21 protein-coding genes are annotated in these 14,389 nt (G+C 35.0%); 8 read left to right on the top strand and 13 right to left on the bottom strand.

Annotated elements, in window-relative coordinates:
• Nucleotides 1-232: 232 nt before the first annotated feature.
• Both Q3V31_RS21765 and Q3V31_RS21760 read left to right on the top strand, forming a co-directional pair.
• Nucleotides 233-1,480, top strand: a complete 1,248-nt coding sequence (locus tag Q3V31_RS21765; protein ID WP_000391923.1) for an MFS transporter — start codon at nucleotides 233-235, stop codon at nucleotides 1,478-1,480.
• A 170-nt stretch (nucleotides 1,481-1,650) separates the two neighbouring features.
• The gene (locus Q3V31_RS21760) at nucleotides 1,651-2,112 is read left to right on the top strand and encodes a 2-thiouracil desulfurase family protein (RefSeq protein ID WP_000635506.1); all 462 of its coding nucleotides are present in this window, start codon (nucleotides 1,651-1,653) and stop codon (nucleotides 2,110-2,112) included.
• Nucleotides 2,113-2,140: 28 nt separating this feature from the next.
• Here Q3V31_RS21760 and Q3V31_RS21755 read toward each other — a convergent pair whose 3' ends face one another.
• From Q3V31_RS21755 to Q3V31_RS21725, 7 genes are all read right to left on the bottom strand, one after another.
• Nucleotides 2,141-2,494, bottom strand: a complete 354-nt coding sequence (locus Q3V31_RS21755) for a YxeA family protein (protein ID WP_016130777.1) — start codon at nucleotides 2,492-2,494, stop codon at nucleotides 2,141-2,143.
• A gap of 105 nt (nucleotides 2,495-2,599) precedes the next feature.
• The gene (locus Q3V31_RS21750; protein WP_329767182.1) at nucleotides 2,600-3,238 is read right to left on the bottom strand and encodes an O-methyltransferase; all 639 of its coding nucleotides are present in this window, start codon (nucleotides 3,236-3,238) and stop codon (nucleotides 2,600-2,602) included.
• On the bottom strand, nucleotides 3,225-3,566 hold the full coding sequence (locus tag Q3V31_RS21745; protein WP_001224260.1) for a hypothetical protein: 342 nt from the start codon (nucleotides 3,564-3,566) through the stop codon (nucleotides 3,225-3,227). The genes Q3V31_RS21750 and Q3V31_RS21745 overlap by 14 nt, the downstream gene beginning before the upstream one ends.
• A 172-nt stretch (nucleotides 3,567-3,738) precedes the next feature.
• Nucleotides 3,739-3,927, bottom strand: a complete 189-nt coding sequence (locus tag Q3V31_RS21740) for a hypothetical protein (RefSeq protein WP_000888620.1) — start codon at nucleotides 3,925-3,927, stop codon at nucleotides 3,739-3,741.
• Between the two features lie 126 nt (nucleotides 3,928-4,053).
• Nucleotides 4,054-4,407, bottom strand: coding sequence for a HesB/IscA family protein (locus tag Q3V31_RS21735; protein WP_000573823.1), 354 nt, complete (start codon nucleotides 4,405-4,407; stop codon nucleotides 4,054-4,056).
• A gap of 41 nt (nucleotides 4,408-4,448) precedes the next feature.
• A complete protein-coding gene (dapF, locus tag Q3V31_RS21730; RefSeq protein ID WP_000077412.1) occupies nucleotides 4,449-5,315 on the bottom strand; it encodes a diaminopimelate epimerase in 867 nt (288 codons plus the stop codon).
• A 239-nt stretch (nucleotides 5,316-5,554) separates the two neighbouring features.
• The gene (locus Q3V31_RS21725) at nucleotides 5,555-5,794 is read right to left on the bottom strand and encodes a YuzB family protein (RefSeq protein ID WP_000595027.1); all 240 of its coding nucleotides are present in this window, start codon (nucleotides 5,792-5,794) and stop codon (nucleotides 5,555-5,557) included.
• Nucleotides 5,795-6,145: 351 nt separating this feature from the next.
• Between Q3V31_RS21725 and Q3V31_RS21720 the strand changes: the two genes are divergently transcribed.
• From Q3V31_RS21720 to Q3V31_RS21705, 4 genes are all read left to right on the top strand, one after another.
• The gene (locus tag Q3V31_RS21720; RefSeq protein WP_000682082.1) at nucleotides 6,146-7,216 is read left to right on the top strand and encodes an NAD(P)/FAD-dependent oxidoreductase; all 1,071 of its coding nucleotides are present in this window, start codon (nucleotides 6,146-6,148) and stop codon (nucleotides 7,214-7,216) included.
• 227 nt (nucleotides 7,217-7,443) lie between these two features.
• Nucleotides 7,444-7,644, top strand: coding sequence for an aspartyl-phosphate phosphatase Spo0E family protein (locus Q3V31_RS21715; RefSeq protein ID WP_079999193.1), 201 nt, complete (start codon nucleotides 7,444-7,446; stop codon nucleotides 7,642-7,644).
• A 72-nt stretch (nucleotides 7,645-7,716) separates the two neighbouring features.
• Nucleotides 7,717-8,376 (top strand): ABC transporter ATP-binding protein, encoded by a 660-nt coding sequence (locus Q3V31_RS21710; RefSeq protein ID WP_000470259.1) that lies wholly within the window; start codon nucleotides 7,717-7,719, stop codon nucleotides 8,374-8,376.
• Complete coding sequence (locus tag Q3V31_RS21705; RefSeq protein ID WP_000679272.1) at nucleotides 8,360-9,154, top strand: ABC transporter permease; 795 nt, start codon at nucleotides 8,360-8,362, stop codon at nucleotides 9,152-9,154. Before Q3V31_RS21710 ends, Q3V31_RS21705 begins: the two co-directional genes overlap by 17 nt.
• Before the next feature lie 50 nt (nucleotides 9,155-9,204).
• On the opposite strand, the gene phnA is transcribed toward Q3V31_RS21705, so the two are convergent.
• The 5 genes from phnA to Q3V31_RS21680 form a co-directional block, all read right to left on the bottom strand.
• Entirely contained in the window at nucleotides 9,205-9,546 is a 342-nt protein-coding gene (gene phnA / locus Q3V31_RS21700) for an alkylphosphonate utilization operon protein PhnA (RefSeq protein ID WP_000212734.1), read from the bottom strand.
• A 203-nt stretch (nucleotides 9,547-9,749) separates the two neighbouring features.
• The gene (locus tag Q3V31_RS21695; RefSeq protein ID WP_016130781.1) at nucleotides 9,750-10,427 is read right to left on the bottom strand and encodes a hypothetical protein; all 678 of its coding nucleotides are present in this window, start codon (nucleotides 10,425-10,427) and stop codon (nucleotides 9,750-9,752) included.
• A 74-nt stretch (nucleotides 10,428-10,501) separates the two neighbouring features.
• Nucleotides 10,502-11,296, bottom strand: a complete 795-nt coding sequence (locus Q3V31_RS21690) for a DUF2628 domain-containing protein (RefSeq protein ID WP_000289356.1) — start codon at nucleotides 11,294-11,296, stop codon at nucleotides 10,502-10,504.
• Between the two features lie 426 nt (nucleotides 11,297-11,722).
• Complete coding sequence (locus Q3V31_RS21685) at nucleotides 11,723-12,100, bottom strand: hypothetical protein (protein WP_016130783.1); 378 nt, start codon at nucleotides 12,098-12,100, stop codon at nucleotides 11,723-11,725.
• Nucleotides 12,101-12,136: 36 nt separating this feature from the next.
• Nucleotides 12,137-12,391, bottom strand: coding sequence for a DUF7660 family protein (locus Q3V31_RS21680; protein WP_016130784.1), 255 nt, complete (start codon nucleotides 12,389-12,391; stop codon nucleotides 12,137-12,139).
• An 89-nt stretch (nucleotides 12,392-12,480) separates the two neighbouring features.
• On the opposite strand from Q3V31_RS21680, the gene Q3V31_RS21675 reads away from it, so the two are divergent.
• Nucleotides 12,481-12,951 (top strand): SMI1/KNR4 family protein, encoded by a 471-nt coding sequence (locus Q3V31_RS21675; RefSeq protein WP_000858999.1) that lies wholly within the window; start codon nucleotides 12,481-12,483, stop codon nucleotides 12,949-12,951.
• Nucleotides 12,938-13,576, top strand: coding sequence for a DUF4304 domain-containing protein (locus tag Q3V31_RS21670; protein ID WP_090813885.1), 639 nt, complete (start codon nucleotides 12,938-12,940; stop codon nucleotides 13,574-13,576). Before Q3V31_RS21675 ends, Q3V31_RS21670 begins: the two co-directional genes overlap by 14 nt.
• Before the next feature lie 2 nt (nucleotides 13,577-13,578).
• Here the strand turns inward: Q3V31_RS21670 and Q3V31_RS21665 are convergent, their stop codons facing one another.
• Nucleotides 13,579-14,382, bottom strand: coding sequence for a leucine-rich repeat domain-containing protein (locus tag Q3V31_RS21665; protein ID WP_090813884.1), 804 nt, complete (start codon nucleotides 14,380-14,382; stop codon nucleotides 13,579-13,581).
• Nucleotides 14,383-14,389: the final 7 nt, after the last annotated feature.

The raw sequence follows: 14,389 nt of genomic DNA, 5'->3' as shown, positions 1-14,389 counted from the left end.
TATAGAAATATTAGAAACTGTATAAAGTGAAACTATACTCAGTGGGGGTTTTGTTCATCTCCCACTGAGTGTTAGTCTTCACCAATCGGGCGTTTACGGGCAGTTGGTCTCCCACCTAACTTCTTTGCCCCAGCCGAGCTTTGAGGTGGGAGTTTTACTGCCCGTTAACGCGGGATAAAACGATTGTTAATAGGTTTTTTAGTCTAAATTTGGTACATAGAAAGGAAGCAATATGGAGGAACTACAACAAAATAAATCTGCTTTAAAAGAAAATGCAAAACCATTATTAAAAAATACAAACTTCCTTTTTCTTTGGGCAGCTACTCTCTTTTCAAGCTTTGCTTTAGCCTTTTTTACTTTTTCACAAACATGGTACATAGCAAAAACATTAAACCTTGAGGCTTCACTCGGTATTGTTTTCGTGGCTCTTAGTGTTCCAAGGCTCATTTTTATGATCATTGGCGGAGCATTAGCTGATAAATTCCCGAAAAAAAACATTATGTTTTACTCAAATATTATTCGCGCTATTCTTGTCGCAACAATTCTCACTTGGTTCATCGTCGGTGATGTAACACTATATACATTTGCTTTGTTCGCTTTGTTCTTCGGACTTGCTGACGCTTTCTTCTGGTCAGCAGACGGCTCTATTCTGCCTGAACTTGTAGAAAAAAGCCGCTTAACACAAGCAAATTCACTTACTCAAATGACAAACCAAGCATCTGTCATTTTAGGACCTGTACTTGGCGGTATTCTCATTAAATTTACGAACTATGAAACAATTTTTTCGATTACAATTCTGCTACTCATTATCGCTGCGATACTCGTTCAAAAAATACAATTTACAGTACCCGAAAAAAATGAGACAGACAAAGGCATGTTCACTTCTATTAAAGAAGGCATCTTATATGTAAAGGAATCACCATTTCTTTCAACTTTCCTTATTTGTAGCGCCTTTTTAAACTTATTTTTAATCGGTCCGATGCAAGTCGGCTTCCCGCTTTTCGTTAAGAATGTTTTGCACGGTGACTCACTCCAGTTCAGTTACTTAGAAGCATCTGTAGGCGGCGGAATGGCAATAGGCGCTGTCATCGTCGGTTTAAAAAATATTAATCGTAGACGCGGTCTATTTTGCATTATCATGATGCTACTGTCTGGTGTATTCTTCCTATCCATCAACTTTAGTACCGTACTTTGGCAAGCATTATTAGCCGGCATGTTTTACGGTATTACAATTGCGATGGCTATCGTTCCACTTATGGCAATGATTCAATCGACAGTAAAAGAAGAAATGATGGGACGCGTAATGAGTTTACTTATGCTATCATCAATGGGCTTTATCCCGCTTTCTTATGCATTCACATCAATCGCGCTTGCAATAGGAATTCCAATCGTAACCGTTATGAAAAGCGGTGCAATCGCCGTTATCGTCTTCGTACTATTTGTAGCGATTCGTGTTCCAGTTGTAAGAAAGTTTGATTAGCTACTCGGAGTCATGTGTTATACGCATGGCTCCTTTTTAAACGGATCAAATAACGGTATCCCCCTACTTCTTCTCACAGCTGCTTCCCATTTTTATCACCTCACTTATAGGGAAGAAATAGGAAGAGAAATTGGCGTGATATTTAATATTTTTTTATTGGAGATGAAAATATGATTGTAATTAGCGCTTGTTTAGGTGGTATCGCTTGTCGTTATGACGGTAACGATAATCTCGTTTCAAAAATAGAAGAGTTATTACAAAGGGAAGACACCATCCTCGTTTGTCCCGAAGTATTAGGCGGTTTACCAACACCACGCCCTTCTGCTGAAATTATCGGCGGTAATGGCGATGATGTTTTAGATGGAAAAGCAAAAGTAATGACGAAAGAAGGACAAGATGTCACGGAGGCTTTCGTGCGTGGTGCTTATAAAGCATTAGAACAAATAAAAGATTTAAACCCAGAATATATAATTTTAAAAGAACGCAGTCCATCTTGTGGTAGTTCTACTATTTACACAGGGGAATTTAACGGCAATAAACAAACTGGTTACGGGGTGACAACTGCTTTATTCAAAAGACATGGATTTAAAGTCGTTTCAGAAGAGGATTTTGAAGATACAAAAAGGAATTGACCCTGTTCGTCAATTCCTTTTTTCTGTCTTATTTCGCACCTAGTTTTTCTTTCACTTTCGCAGGAAGCTCGTCTTTTTTCACTTCTTCCCAAGCTGTTACACCTTTTTTATCTGAGTGGTATACGCGTAGGAATGCTTCTTTACGAAGATTTTTTTGCGCTATGAATTCTAATTCTTTCTCTTTACCGTCTTTATCAAATCCAGTTAACTTATATTGGTAATCTTTATATGGTTCACCATTATCAGATTTACCATTATACTCTTTTCCATCTACTGTAATTTGAACGTAATACTCGTCTTTACCCATACGGTTTAAATCACAGCCAACTAAAAGGCTTGCAAATACAACTAAAATACTAAAAAGTGCAATATATCTTTTCATTTCCTTCACCTCATGTGTTTTTCTTATATTGTTATCTTAAAGCCTGGGGCTTAAAGAAGAAATTCAAAAACATGACATGAACATTACACTTTTGTAAGATAGCAATTATTTCTTCACTTTAGAAATCGTCATCCCGTCACCAATTGGAATGAGTACAGATTCTAAATTTGAATGAGTTGCTACCACTTCATTAAACTTCTTCATAATTTCTGTATAACGTTTTGATTTCACACTTTCATCTGCTACACTACCACCAGCTAGAACATTATCTGTAACAATTACAGCTCCTGGCTTAGCAAGTTTAATACAGTATGTTAAATAGTTTTCATAATTCTCTTTATCAGCGTCGATAAAGAAGAAATCAAATCGCTTATTATCACTAGCTAATATTTCAAGACTTTGTAAAGCGGCACCAGTCATATACGACACTTGTTTTCCAAATCCCGCTTTATGTAGATTGCTATGTGCTACCTCTGCATATTTCTCTTCTAGTTCAAGAGAAGTTAACGTACCCTCTTCCCCAAAACCTTTCGCAAGACAAATTCCGCTATAACCACCTAATGCACCTATTTCTAAAATATCTTTCGCTCCAGAAATAGAAACTATCATCGTTAAAAGTTTCCCCGAAGAAGGCGATACCGATATCGGAGGCATTTCGTTTTCTTTTATGGAAGCAATCACTTCATCCAAAAGAGCATCTTGACCACAAAATACTGAATCGATATAACGATTAATTTGTTTCATCAGATGCAGTCCCTTGCTCTAGATTTTCCTTCTCATCTAACATAGGCGCGTCTTCTGTTTCACTCTCATGTATTTCAAATAGTTGTGTAAATTCATTAATAACCAGATCAATTGCCTTTAATTCCCCGATTAAAATTTGCTGAATGGACTGGAATTCTGGCTCACTTAACTGTTGCTTAATCGTAGCACGCTTTAAATTCATCATTTCTAAAAAGGCAATCGCTCTCCCGCGGCGAAATGTTTTCGGCCCACGATGATGTGATCCATCTCTCCCTTTATGACGCTCACCACCGTGGTGTCCTTCTTTCATGAACTTATCTTTTCTCATTTTAAATCCCCCTTTTGTATACAAATGTATACATACTTTTATATTTACAATCGTATACATTTGTATACAAAATGTCAAAATAAAAAACCTTAAGGGAAATGAATTTTATAATTCATCTCTCTTAAGGCTTCTTATTCTCTATCTCTTTACCACCAATTTTTTTATGCATCTATTACCGCCAATAACGTCTTTCACGCCTGTTTCGCCACTTACCACAGATTTTATCACGTAATTTCCTTATACCGTTTATTACACCTTCTATTATGCACTCTATTATAATATCTATCACAATGTATCTTATAAATCTAAAAATAGGACCTATCACGTACCTCACTACAAATTCAAAAATATCTTCCAACATATATCCCTCCTCTTTCTATCCTTCAATTATACTTGTAAGAAAGAGAACGATTAAAGCAAAATAAAAGACCTCCTTAACGATTTTATTCCATCGCTAAAAAGGTCTTTTTCTATTTCGGCCAAAAATTTAGCACTCTTCTGGCTTACCAGCATTCGACGCTGTACGGAAAGATGATCCGCATCCACATGATGCAATTGCGTTTGGATTATCGATTGTGAATCCGCCGCCAAGCATCGATTGCTTATAATCAACTTTCACTCCTTTAACAATCGGAGCACTTTCTTTATCAATAACAAATTCAACACCGAAAAATTCAAGAACTGTGTCGTCTTCTTTTGGTTCTACTTCAAATCCTAAGCCGTAAGAAAGACCACTACATCCGCCGCCATGTACAGCAAGGCGCACGTACTTCTCTCCATCTTCAGCATCTTTTAACATATCTTTAATTTGAAAAGCTGCTTGCTCTGTTACTTCAATCATGAAATACACCATCCTTTCTGTTCTCGTTCTATTATACATCTTTACGCTTCTATCTTGTACTCATACACTCCGTGGCAAATTACTTCCGCAGGTCCTTTCATTAACACATTTCCTTCTTCTGTCCATGCAATCATTAAATCGCCACCTGCTAAGTGAACTGTAATTTCTTTACCACGTTCCATTTTCCCATTGAGAATTGCCGCAACTACAGCTGCGCATGCTCCTGTCCCGCAAGCTTGCGTTACACCAGATCCACGTTCCCAAACGCGGAAATTCATTTCTTCATCATTCAAAATCTCGATGAACTCAACATTCACTCGTTCCGGGAACATTTCATGTGTCTCAAGAACTGGTCCTAACGTTGTAAGAGGCGCTTTTTCTACATCATCAACAAAGATAACCGCATGTGGATTCCCCATTGAAACAGCTGTAAATGCATAACGGTGATTATTGTATAAGAAGTTTTCACGAATAAATGGTGTGTCTCCTTCACCAAGCATCGGTATCTCTTCGCGTGTTAAACGAGGTGCTCCCATGTCGATTTTCGCTAATGTAACTTTGTCATCTTCTACCGTTACTTCTGCCGTAACGATACCAGCTAACGTTTCAATTGTGAAAACTGTATCTTCTACTAGTTTATGCTCATACGCATATTTCGCTACGCAGCGTAAACCATTTCCACAGCTCTTCCCTTCTGAACCATCGTTATTAAACATACGCATTTTTACTGGTGCCACGTCAGAAGGACAAATTAAAATCATTCCATCTGCACCAATACCAGTATTAATATTTGAAACCTTTTCTGCGACAAGAGCTAAATCTTCTTCCCTAATTTGTTCCTCAAACATATTTACATATATATAACTATTGCCAAGACCATGCATTTTTGTAAAAGAAAATTGGCTCATTTTTATTCACTCCAAAAATAATTTATTATTTCAAGTATAAAATGCATGCTTTTAGAACACAATATGAATGTCCCCCGTTTCTCATATTTGACAACGTTTTGGCGATTAGTCATTCTTACACAAATCGTGTAAGAAAAAAGCCCTTCTAAAAGGGCCTTTTTTTATTTATATTCCGTATTATCCTACCCTGTGAAATAGCGTTTTATCTAATGAAAAAGGTGTTGCCAATTCGCAACACCTTAGAACATTGGATTTTCATCCAAATACTCATATACATTATTAACAAGTTCTTCTACTGTCGACCCTTGTACTACTTCACCATTCACAAGGGCAAATGGTCCTTCAAAACAAATACCACAATATCCTAAACAACCATACTCCATTACATCTAAATTCGGATCTTTTTCTAATTTCTCTAAAGCTGCTTGTGAACCACTTGCAAGGTTACCTACACAAAATTCAATTAATGGTTTAATCAAAATTCTCCCCCCTGTACTACAAAACAAATTACCTTCTGACTTCATCTATAAGAAGAAAACTAAGCTGTTTCTTGTTGTTTTCGTTACATATTCTAAACTATTTAGTTACTTCATTACTTCACTTCAAAGTAGATGACTGTTTCTATATAACATGCTATTCATAATGAAATAGTAACTAGCAAATGAAAACAGTTTACTTTACTTTTCTTCTTATTGTACAACAGAGTATTCATTCATGCATTGTTATTTGTTCACAAATTCGATATAATTTGATTGAGTAAAGTCAAAATATTTTATTAATATAAAATTGTATGATTAGGGGATATTTCAACAGAAAAGGGGTAATCCATCATGAAACACCTCGTACTACTAGGGGGTGGCTACGGTGGAATGAGAATTCTGCAGCGGCTACTTCCAAACAACCAACTTCCAGATGATGTACAAGTGACATTAATCGACAAAGTACCATATCATTGCTTCAAAACTGAATATTATGCATTAGTTGCGGGTACAATTTCAGAAACGCATATTCGCATACCGTTTCCTGAGCACCCACGTCTCAATATTCAATACGGCACAGTAACAAATATTGACCTCGAAACGAAAGCCGTTCATCTCGATGGCGGTGAAACGATTCAATATGATGATTTAATTATTGGGCTTGGCTGTGAAGATAAATATCATAACGTTCCTGGGGCGAAGGAATATACACATAGCCTACAGTCAATTGAACAAACACGTAAGACATATGAACAATTAAATAGCTTAGAACCAAATGCAACAGTAGCCGTCGTTGGGGCTGGTTTAAGCGGCGTTGAAGTGGCAAGTGAACTTCGCGAAAGCCGTTCAGATTTAAAAATCTATTTATTTGATCGAAAAGATAGAATTTTATTCCCGTATCCAGAAAAATTAAGTAGATACGTAGAAGAATGGTTTGTAAAACATAAGGTTACCATTATACGAAACTCTAACATTACAAAAGTGGAACCAAACATTGTATACAACCATGATGAACCACTTGAATGTGATGCAATCGTATGGACAGCTGGTATTCAAGCAAATGAAGTTGTTCGAAACCTTCCAGTTGAACAAGATGGTAGCGGACGGGTTGTTTTAACAAAATATCACAATATTCCGAATAATGAGCATGTTTATGTTGTCGGGGATTGTGCAGCACTTCCACATGCACCATCTGCTCAACTTGCTGAAGGTCAAGGAGAACAAATTGTCCAAATATTATTGAAACGTTGGAATAATGAACCGCTTCCTGATGAACTGCCTGTTATAAAATTAAAAGGTGTTCTCGGTTCTCTCGGCAAAAAACACGGATTTGGTTTACTAGCAAACCAACCATTAATGGGGCGTGTACCGAGATTATTAAAATCCGGTCTTCTTTGGATGTACAAATATCATAACGGTTAATACTTTAAAGGCTGTCTACTATGTAGACAGCCTTTTGCTATTCATTTTTTTAAAAATAACTTTCTCAATATAGGTTCATAAAAATTTATTTATTTTAATATTTAAAAATGCAAATGAAAAGTGTATACTATACGTAATAGTTATTATTTTCTTTAGGGCCGAATACGTTCGGGCTTATTTTTTATGCTATAAGTACTACACATAATAGGAGGCATTTCATTTCACTTATGAACTTAACAAAACTAAATAATCGAATAGAAGTGAAAAAGAGGGAATTAATCCACCTCGTTGAAAAGTATGGATTTACTCACGCTAAAGTCATTTCTCTCAGTCAAGACTTAGATCGCTTGCTAAACTTATTAACGAAGCTAACTTCCGTCTCAAGACGATCTAATCCTACAAACAAAGAAAAAAGATGTTCCCTCTAAATAGACTTTTTTTATTTTTCTATTTTTCTCTCTTTTTGATACGATATAACTAGAATCAGAAAGGAGCAATTTATGTTTATATTAAAAGACATCAAATATAAAAACATTCTACACATTCCTTATTTACAGATTCAACAAGAAAAAATAACTTGTATTATCGGTGAAAGTGGTAGTGGAAAAAGTACATTACTTCGTATGTTAAATGATTTACAATCACCAACATCTGGCACAATTGAATATAACGGAAAATCCATTTTAGATTATCCTCCCATTCAATTACGACGTGAAGTTGTCATGCTCGGACAAACTCCGCCTATTTTTGATGGAACAATTAAAGATAATTTATTAATGGGACTGCACCTTTCTGAAAAGCCATTTCCAAATGACGATGCCCTGCGGGACGCTTTAACAACTGTTAGCCTAGATAAAAAATTAGAAGATAGCCCCTCTTCTTTATCAGGCGGTGAAAAACAAAGACTTGCTTTTGCTCGTATTGTACTAATGGATCCACCCGTCTATTTATTAGATGAACCAACTTCGGCACTAGATAGTGATACAGAACGACGCGTTATGAAACAATTCACTCTACTGGCAAGAGAAAAGAAAAAAACAGTTATCTTCATCACGCACTCGCAACAACTTCCAGAAGAAATCGCAGACGATATTATTGAAATTAGTAAAACAAACGGTGCAACTAGAAAGGAAGTGCTCTCAATTGAAGGGCGTTATTGAACTACAAATTTGGCAACTTGCAGCTGCATATATTTTCATCCTTATTTTAATCGGGCTTGTGAAATTAAAAGGAATACCGCGTGAGAAACAAATTACAATTGCTACATTACGTATGACAATTCAGCTCGTACTAGTCGCATATGTCCTTACATACATATTTGAAAATAGTAATCCGTTTTATACAATAGCTCTCATTACTTCTATTACTACATTTGCGATTTTCAATATTTATAAACGAGTTAATATTCCAATGTCAAAAGAATTAAAACGAGTAGCCGCCCTCTCCATGATTGCTGGATCAATTGGCCCTCTTCTACTATTTATCTTTGTCATTATCGGACACGATCCTTGGTATGCTCCGCAGTATATCGTTCCTATTGCCGGTATGCTAATCGGTAACGCTATGACAGGCATTTGCCTCGGGGCAAATACCTTTTTAAGCAGCATGAAATCACAAAGAGACCATATTGAAGGTGCACTTATGCTTGGAGCAACTCCAAAACAAGCAGCTGCCCCGCTCATACGGGACGCTTTCGATTCTGCTATTTTACCAACAATCAATTCTATGGTCGGAATGGGAATTATAAGTCTTCCAGGCATGATGACAGGACAAATTTTATCCGGTGTATCACCATTTACAGCTATCCAATATCAAATCGCAATTATACTTGGTATTTCTGGAAGTACAGCTTTCTCTGTTATTATCTTCTTACAACTTGGGTATAAAACGTTCTTTAATAAGCGGTGTCAGTTGAAAGAAGTTGACGTACAATCATAAAAAAGACGCTCTGCAAGTTACTTACAGAGCGTCTTTTTTCTTTGCTAATCTTACGCCTTCTTAACGAACTGTGATTTTAACTTCATAGCTCCGAAACCGTCGATTTTGCAATCAATATCGTGATCTCCTTCAACTAGACGAATACTCTTTACTTTCGTACCAATCTTAACAACTGAAGAAGTTCCTTTTACTTTTAAATCTTTAATTACAGTAACAGCATCACCGTCTTGAAGAACGTTTCCGTTCGCGTCTTTTACAACTTTTGCACCTTCATTACTTTCAGCTTCTGCTTCTTTGCCCCACTCATGTGCACATTCTGGGCATACGAAAAGAACGCCATCCTCATACGTGTATTCTGAATTACATTTTGGACAATTTGGTAAAGTAGCCATAAATTCATTTCCTCCGTTCATTATTTATACGTAAAAATCAAAATTGACGTTTACATCTCGATAAATAAAATTTGTATAGCATTTCTTTATACTGCCATAGTCTCGCATTATTGACAAGCCTACCTCAAATTCTCATTTTTTATTGTATTTTACAAAATTTCAATTAGTATGCCGTTTGGTATTCACATTTTTCGTTAATTAACTTATTCGACATGTACTTCTTCCATCCAACTACTTGTCTTAGATTTCACTACTATTAAGTGCTCATTTTCCCATTTTAGTTTGCCTAAAAATCTGGAGTAGACTACTTCATTCCCTACTTCTTCTACGAGTAATTTATTTACCACTCTTAGCCCTTTATCGTTATACACTTCACACATTAGCTGAAATCCTTCCGAACGATGAATTCCTTTTAATATAGCCGTTTTCTTTCGGCTTGGGCTCTTCTTCGGTGTTTTATCTACTAAAAATACAATCTCGTAATTCTCTTTCTCTATTTCCTGAAGCGCTTCATTCACATACTCTTTAATCATTTCTAATGATATTTTTGAATATTTTTCAATAGCTGGTACAACATAGAGGTGAACCAACTCGACAAAATGCTTATATTTCTCCTCAACTGATTCCAAATTTAAAAATTGCATATAATCATAAGGCACGGATATACGAATCTTCCCCAGGGCCTCATGTAGTTCATAAGAAACATCTTTATTAGGGTTTGCTAGGCAATATATATCAATATTTTCTACAGTTTCTAATCCAAGATTGAACCTACTTAATTCCTTTGAAAAAATCAATTCAAAAATTCTCATTTCATGCAATCGATTATAATGTTTTTTTGGACGTTTCTTAGCCCAATCATAAAAATGTACATCTATCATATTACCTTTTCCTCCTAACATATAAAAAGAAGAACCTTCACAAGATTCTTCTTTTCAAAATGAACGAGTTCCCTCTAGAAACTCCAACTATTTTCTTCAATGTAAAATTGATACTCTTCTAATTCTTCTTCACTTAACTTCTTATTATTTTCATATACCTCTTGCCATTCAAAATAGTCTTCACTGAAATAAACAGCAAATTTAATTTTTATATTTTTCTTCTCTTCATAATCATAACCAGTAAACTCTACTACGTCATAATCCTTTTCTTTCTTTACAAACTTCCAAGTTGGATTATCATTCATAACCTCTAAAGTAAATCCTTCATCACTTGAACGAACAACATTTTTTATATTCGGCTCAGTTGGTAACAAGGAGAGTCCGAACGTGGCTACACCAAATACTATCCCTACTATAACTTGTAAACCAATCATACCAGCAAAACTAGCGCCACCCTTTGATTGTAAGTAATACGCCTTCTCATGATCAAGCGTATCTTCTGCTTTATGTAAAATACGAACAGCGTGCTTATAATATAAACGGTTTCCTTGCCATCCAGTAAATATCATCATTACTAATTGAAAAGCTAAACTAATTGATAAAAAAATCCCATCTGGAATGTCTATAAAAGGGGCTACAAGTACACTAGGTACCGATAATAATGTAAGTATAATAAATAACTTATACATTTTACGATAAGCTAACCAAAAAGACGGGAAGAAAAAGGCTACCCAATTCCATGTATTCCCTTGCGCTGGATTTTCTACTTTGCCCCATTTAAAGTCATAATAAGCTGTATTCTTTTGAACAACTTTATGTAATTCTTGCGGAGAAATTGTTTCTTGTAAAACAGTGTCCTTCACGTACATCATCCTTCTCTTATTTCTATATAATTTTTATTGTAAAGAAATAAAACAAAGGAATCTAACAAAAAGTAGTTATATTTCATAAAATTGAACGGAAATCGAATATATTCCGACAATTACCTGATTCTTATTTCATTTTACTTTTAAATATATTAAAATAATCATGTATCATACCTTTAATACACTAAGTTAATTATTTTATATATTCACTAAAGGTGATTTATTAACATCACCTTTAGTGAATATATAAAATACTATTGGAATATCGCCAAATCTAAAATCTCGACTTAAGAGACTTCACAAATTAGCTTTCTACTATTTCAAACATATTTCCACTTACACAACTAATGAATAATCTATCATTAACTTCCTCAATTGATACAATAAAATCTACTTCGACTACATTTTTAGGCAGTTTCATTATATCTTTTACTTCGCCACATTCTTCTTCACTTTCTCAATAACATCTTCTATACGTTCCGCTATACATTCTGGCTCCCAATCTCCCTCACCATGCATAGCTGTATAAACCGGACAATTTTCATCATTACTATCTACAAAGATCGGATCTCCAAGATATGAATCTATTCCAATTACAATCCATCCTTCTTTCCAATCTCCTTCTTCATTCCCGATTAAAATTTGACCTTCATCATCAACGCTATAACCAAGTTGTCCTTCTTCTATCTCTTCACTATTAAATAGTTCTATTGTCATTGGTTCAAATTCATACTCTAACTCAATTTCATTATCCTCAGCACGATCTACATATGCTAAAAGTTGTTTAATTTTATTGTGGTTAATCATAAGATTTTCTCCATTCTATCTTTTTAAAATTTAATTTTATTCATAATGAGCTGCCGCCAGTAACATCTGGGCAATAAACTTCCATGGAATATTTTCTGGAAGCTTCTCCCCTTGATTTATATAAACACCTTCATAAGCACCTAACCAACCATGTAATGCCTCTAAATAAGTCTCTACCTCTACATTCTCCCACTCATCTTGATTCACTTTAAAATCCTTTTGAAGATATACAAGAAACTTCAACAAGTCTTCTTTAGAATTTACATGATCAAGATATCCAAATACATCCATATTTTTTCCCCCTTTCTATTGCTCGTCATTTAAACTAACTATAATATATGAAATAAGATTCTTAAAACTATTATTTGAGGTGACCAAATATGAAGACTACACTTTGGACAGAAGACGACTATTTAAAATTAGCACCGATTAACGACGAACTAATAAAAAAAGCTGAAGAAGTACTAAACGTAAAGCTTCCGGAATCGTACATAAATCTTCTAAAAGAACAAAACGGAGGAACGCTGCGCCTTGATACTCACCCTACTTCAGAGCCAAATTCTTGGGCGGATGATCATGTTAATGTTTCTGGCTTATATGGTATTTCTTTTGATGAAAATGAATCTAGTATTTTAGAGAGCCGTTATTTAATTCAGGAATGGGAAATGCCTGAGAATCTCGTACTTTTATCTGGGGACGGCCATACGTGGATTGCATTAGACTATCGAAATGTAGCTGAAAATCCTCCAGTTATATTTATCGATAATGAGCTTGAGGAAATTATCGAATTAGCACCTAACTTTGAAAGTTTCTTACAAAACTTAACTACTTACGATTATGATGAAGAGTAAACCTCTCTCTAAAGGAGCGCAAGATTTCATTACAAACTTACATGCTGCTTTAAAGTCACTTCGGTTTAAGAAAAAAAGACATACATTTCGCAAAGCTGATAACGGATTTTATAAGATCATTCATATACAAAAAAGAAAGTTTGGAGATGACTTCTATATAAATATAGGTGTTCATCCAATTGGTCTCCCGCAACTTATTACAGACCAATTACAAGTAAAAGAAAACATCTCAATATTCGATTGCATTCTACGAACAAGAATAGAGCCTATACATATGAAACAGAACCAGTTATTACATAATGTTTCACATGAAACTATCGACATTCCGAATTACCTTTCTACTATTTTCAACTGGTTTCAAGTGTGGGCGTCTTATGAAAATTTAGCAAAAACAAATATACATTCCATTACTCCGGTACTAGCTGTCGTTCCAATATTACAAGAAAAAGCGTTTCTGCTTCTTACTTGTTTTTCTTTCTACAACTTAAAACAGTACGAACAAGCTAATCTTTACTTACAGCAATACTTGCATTGTGCTGTGTATCTTAATACCGAGGAGAAAGAGCTAGTATTCTTTCATGAAGTTGATATGTATATGAAAAAACTAGTAGAAAACGCAATGTAACTTCACATTGTACCTTCTACTAGTGCTTTATATTCCTCTTGTAACTTTTTAAATTGATCTTCATACTTTTGCATCTTTACCGTATCTGTTTTCGAATTAAGGATTGGTCTTCTTCTCCCAATCACCATTATATTCTTTCCCTCTATTGCATCGTTCATATATACGTAAGGTCTGAAAAATTCACATTTCGTATATGGCAATGCTACAGATAATTTTGCATACTCTTCCACCTTAAATTGATTAGATAAACTTAACTCTCGTAAATTTTTCAATTGGATTAAAGGTTCTAACGAATCATCTTTAACCTTTAAGTTCATAAGGGTAAGCTTTTTCAAATGTTGTAATGCAGCGAGTGGTTGTAAAGTTTGTACTTTCATCGCTGTATTTATCCCACCACCCATGTAAAAGGTATTGAGTTGCGGACACTTACTTAAAGCACTTAAATCTTCTAGCTTAGAAAAATCAGCAATTAGTAAGGATTTGAGTTTTTTATTATACGCAATATCCCATAACGTCTTCGCTTTTGTATTCCAGCACATATACAACTGTTGTAAATCAGATAATTTTTGAAGGCTACTTAAATCCTCGACCCTCATTTCGTAAACGTACAATATATTTGGACGAGCGTACGTAAGAATATGCTCAAATTGCTTTTGATTTACTGCGAAAACCCATAACTTCTTAACTTGTAAAGATGCTAATCGTTCTATATTTTTTGTTTTCCCCTCAATCGCTAATTCTTCTAAACTAGCAGTAACATTTTCCAAGTCCTTTATAATCCTCGGCTGCTCACCAATCGGAAACATTTTATCC

The sequence above is a fragment of the Bacillus nitratireducens genome (assembly GCF_036320425.1).
Taxonomy (GTDB): Bacteria; Bacillota; Bacilli; order Bacillales; family Bacillaceae_G; genus Bacillus_A; species Bacillus_A nitratireducens.
Note: the sequence above shows the minus strand (reverse complement) of the source record. Positions and strands in the feature narration are given on the sequence as shown.

Excerpts from the sequence above, each read along its gene's own strand:
- Q3V31_RS21765 (WP_000391923.1), top strand. The coding sequence starts at position 233 with ATGGAGGAACTACAACAAAATAAATCTGCTTTAAAAGAAAATGCAAAA.
- Q3V31_RS21760 (WP_000635506.1), top strand. The coding sequence starts at position 1,651 with ATGATTGTAATTAGCGCTTGTTTAGGTGGTATCGCTTGTCGTTATGAC.
- Q3V31_RS21755 (WP_016130777.1), bottom strand. The coding sequence starts at position 2,494 with ATGAAAAGATATATTGCACTTTTTAGTATTTTAGTTGTATTTGCAAGC.
- Q3V31_RS21750 (WP_329767182.1), bottom strand. The coding sequence starts at position 3,238 with ATGAAACAAATTAATCGTTATATCGATTCAGTATTTTGTGGTCAAGAT.
- Q3V31_RS21745 (WP_001224260.1), bottom strand. The coding sequence starts at position 3,566 with ATGAGAAAAGATAAGTTCATGAAAGAAGGACACCACGGTGGTGAGCGT.
- Q3V31_RS21740 (WP_000888620.1), bottom strand. The coding sequence starts at position 3,927 with ATGTTGGAAGATATTTTTGAATTTGTAGTGAGGTACGTGATAGGTCCT.
- Q3V31_RS21735 (WP_000573823.1), bottom strand. The coding sequence starts at position 4,407 with ATGATTGAAGTAACAGAGCAAGCAGCTTTTCAAATTAAAGATATGTTA.
- dapF (WP_000077412.1), bottom strand. The coding sequence starts at position 5,315 with ATGAGCCAATTTTCTTTTACAAAAATGCATGGTCTTGGCAATAGTTAT.
- Q3V31_RS21720 (WP_000682082.1), top strand. The coding sequence starts at position 6,146 with ATGAAACACCTCGTACTACTAGGGGGTGGCTACGGTGGAATGAGAATT.
- Q3V31_RS21715 (WP_079999193.1), top strand. The coding sequence starts at position 7,444 with ATGAACTTAACAAAACTAAATAATCGAATAGAAGTGAAAAAGAGGGAA.
- Q3V31_RS21710 (WP_000470259.1), top strand. The coding sequence starts at position 7,717 with ATGTTTATATTAAAAGACATCAAATATAAAAACATTCTACACATTCCT.
- phnA (WP_000212734.1), bottom strand. The coding sequence starts at position 9,546 with ATGGCTACTTTACCAAATTGTCCAAAATGTAATTCAGAATACACGTAT.
- Q3V31_RS21695 (WP_016130781.1), bottom strand. The coding sequence starts at position 10,427 with ATGATAGATGTACATTTTTATGATTGGGCTAAGAAACGTCCAAAAAAA.
- Q3V31_RS21690 (WP_000289356.1), bottom strand. The coding sequence starts at position 11,296 with ATGTACGTGAAGGACACTGTTTTACAAGAAACAATTTCTCCGCAAGAA.
- Q3V31_RS21685 (WP_016130783.1), bottom strand. The coding sequence starts at position 12,100 with ATGATTAACCACAATAAAATTAAACAACTTTTAGCATATGTAGATCGT.
- Q3V31_RS21680 (WP_016130784.1), bottom strand. The coding sequence starts at position 12,391 with ATGGATGTATTTGGATATCTTGATCATGTAAATTCTAAAGAAGACTTG.
- Q3V31_RS21675 (WP_000858999.1), top strand. The coding sequence starts at position 12,481 with ATGAAGACTACACTTTGGACAGAAGACGACTATTTAAAATTAGCACCG.
- Q3V31_RS21670 (WP_090813885.1), top strand. The coding sequence starts at position 12,938 with ATGATGAAGAGTAAACCTCTCTCTAAAGGAGCGCAAGATTTCATTACA.
- Q3V31_RS21665 (WP_090813884.1), bottom strand. The coding sequence starts at position 14,382 with ATGTTTCCGATTGGTGAGCAGCCGAGGATTATAAAGGACTTGGAAAAT.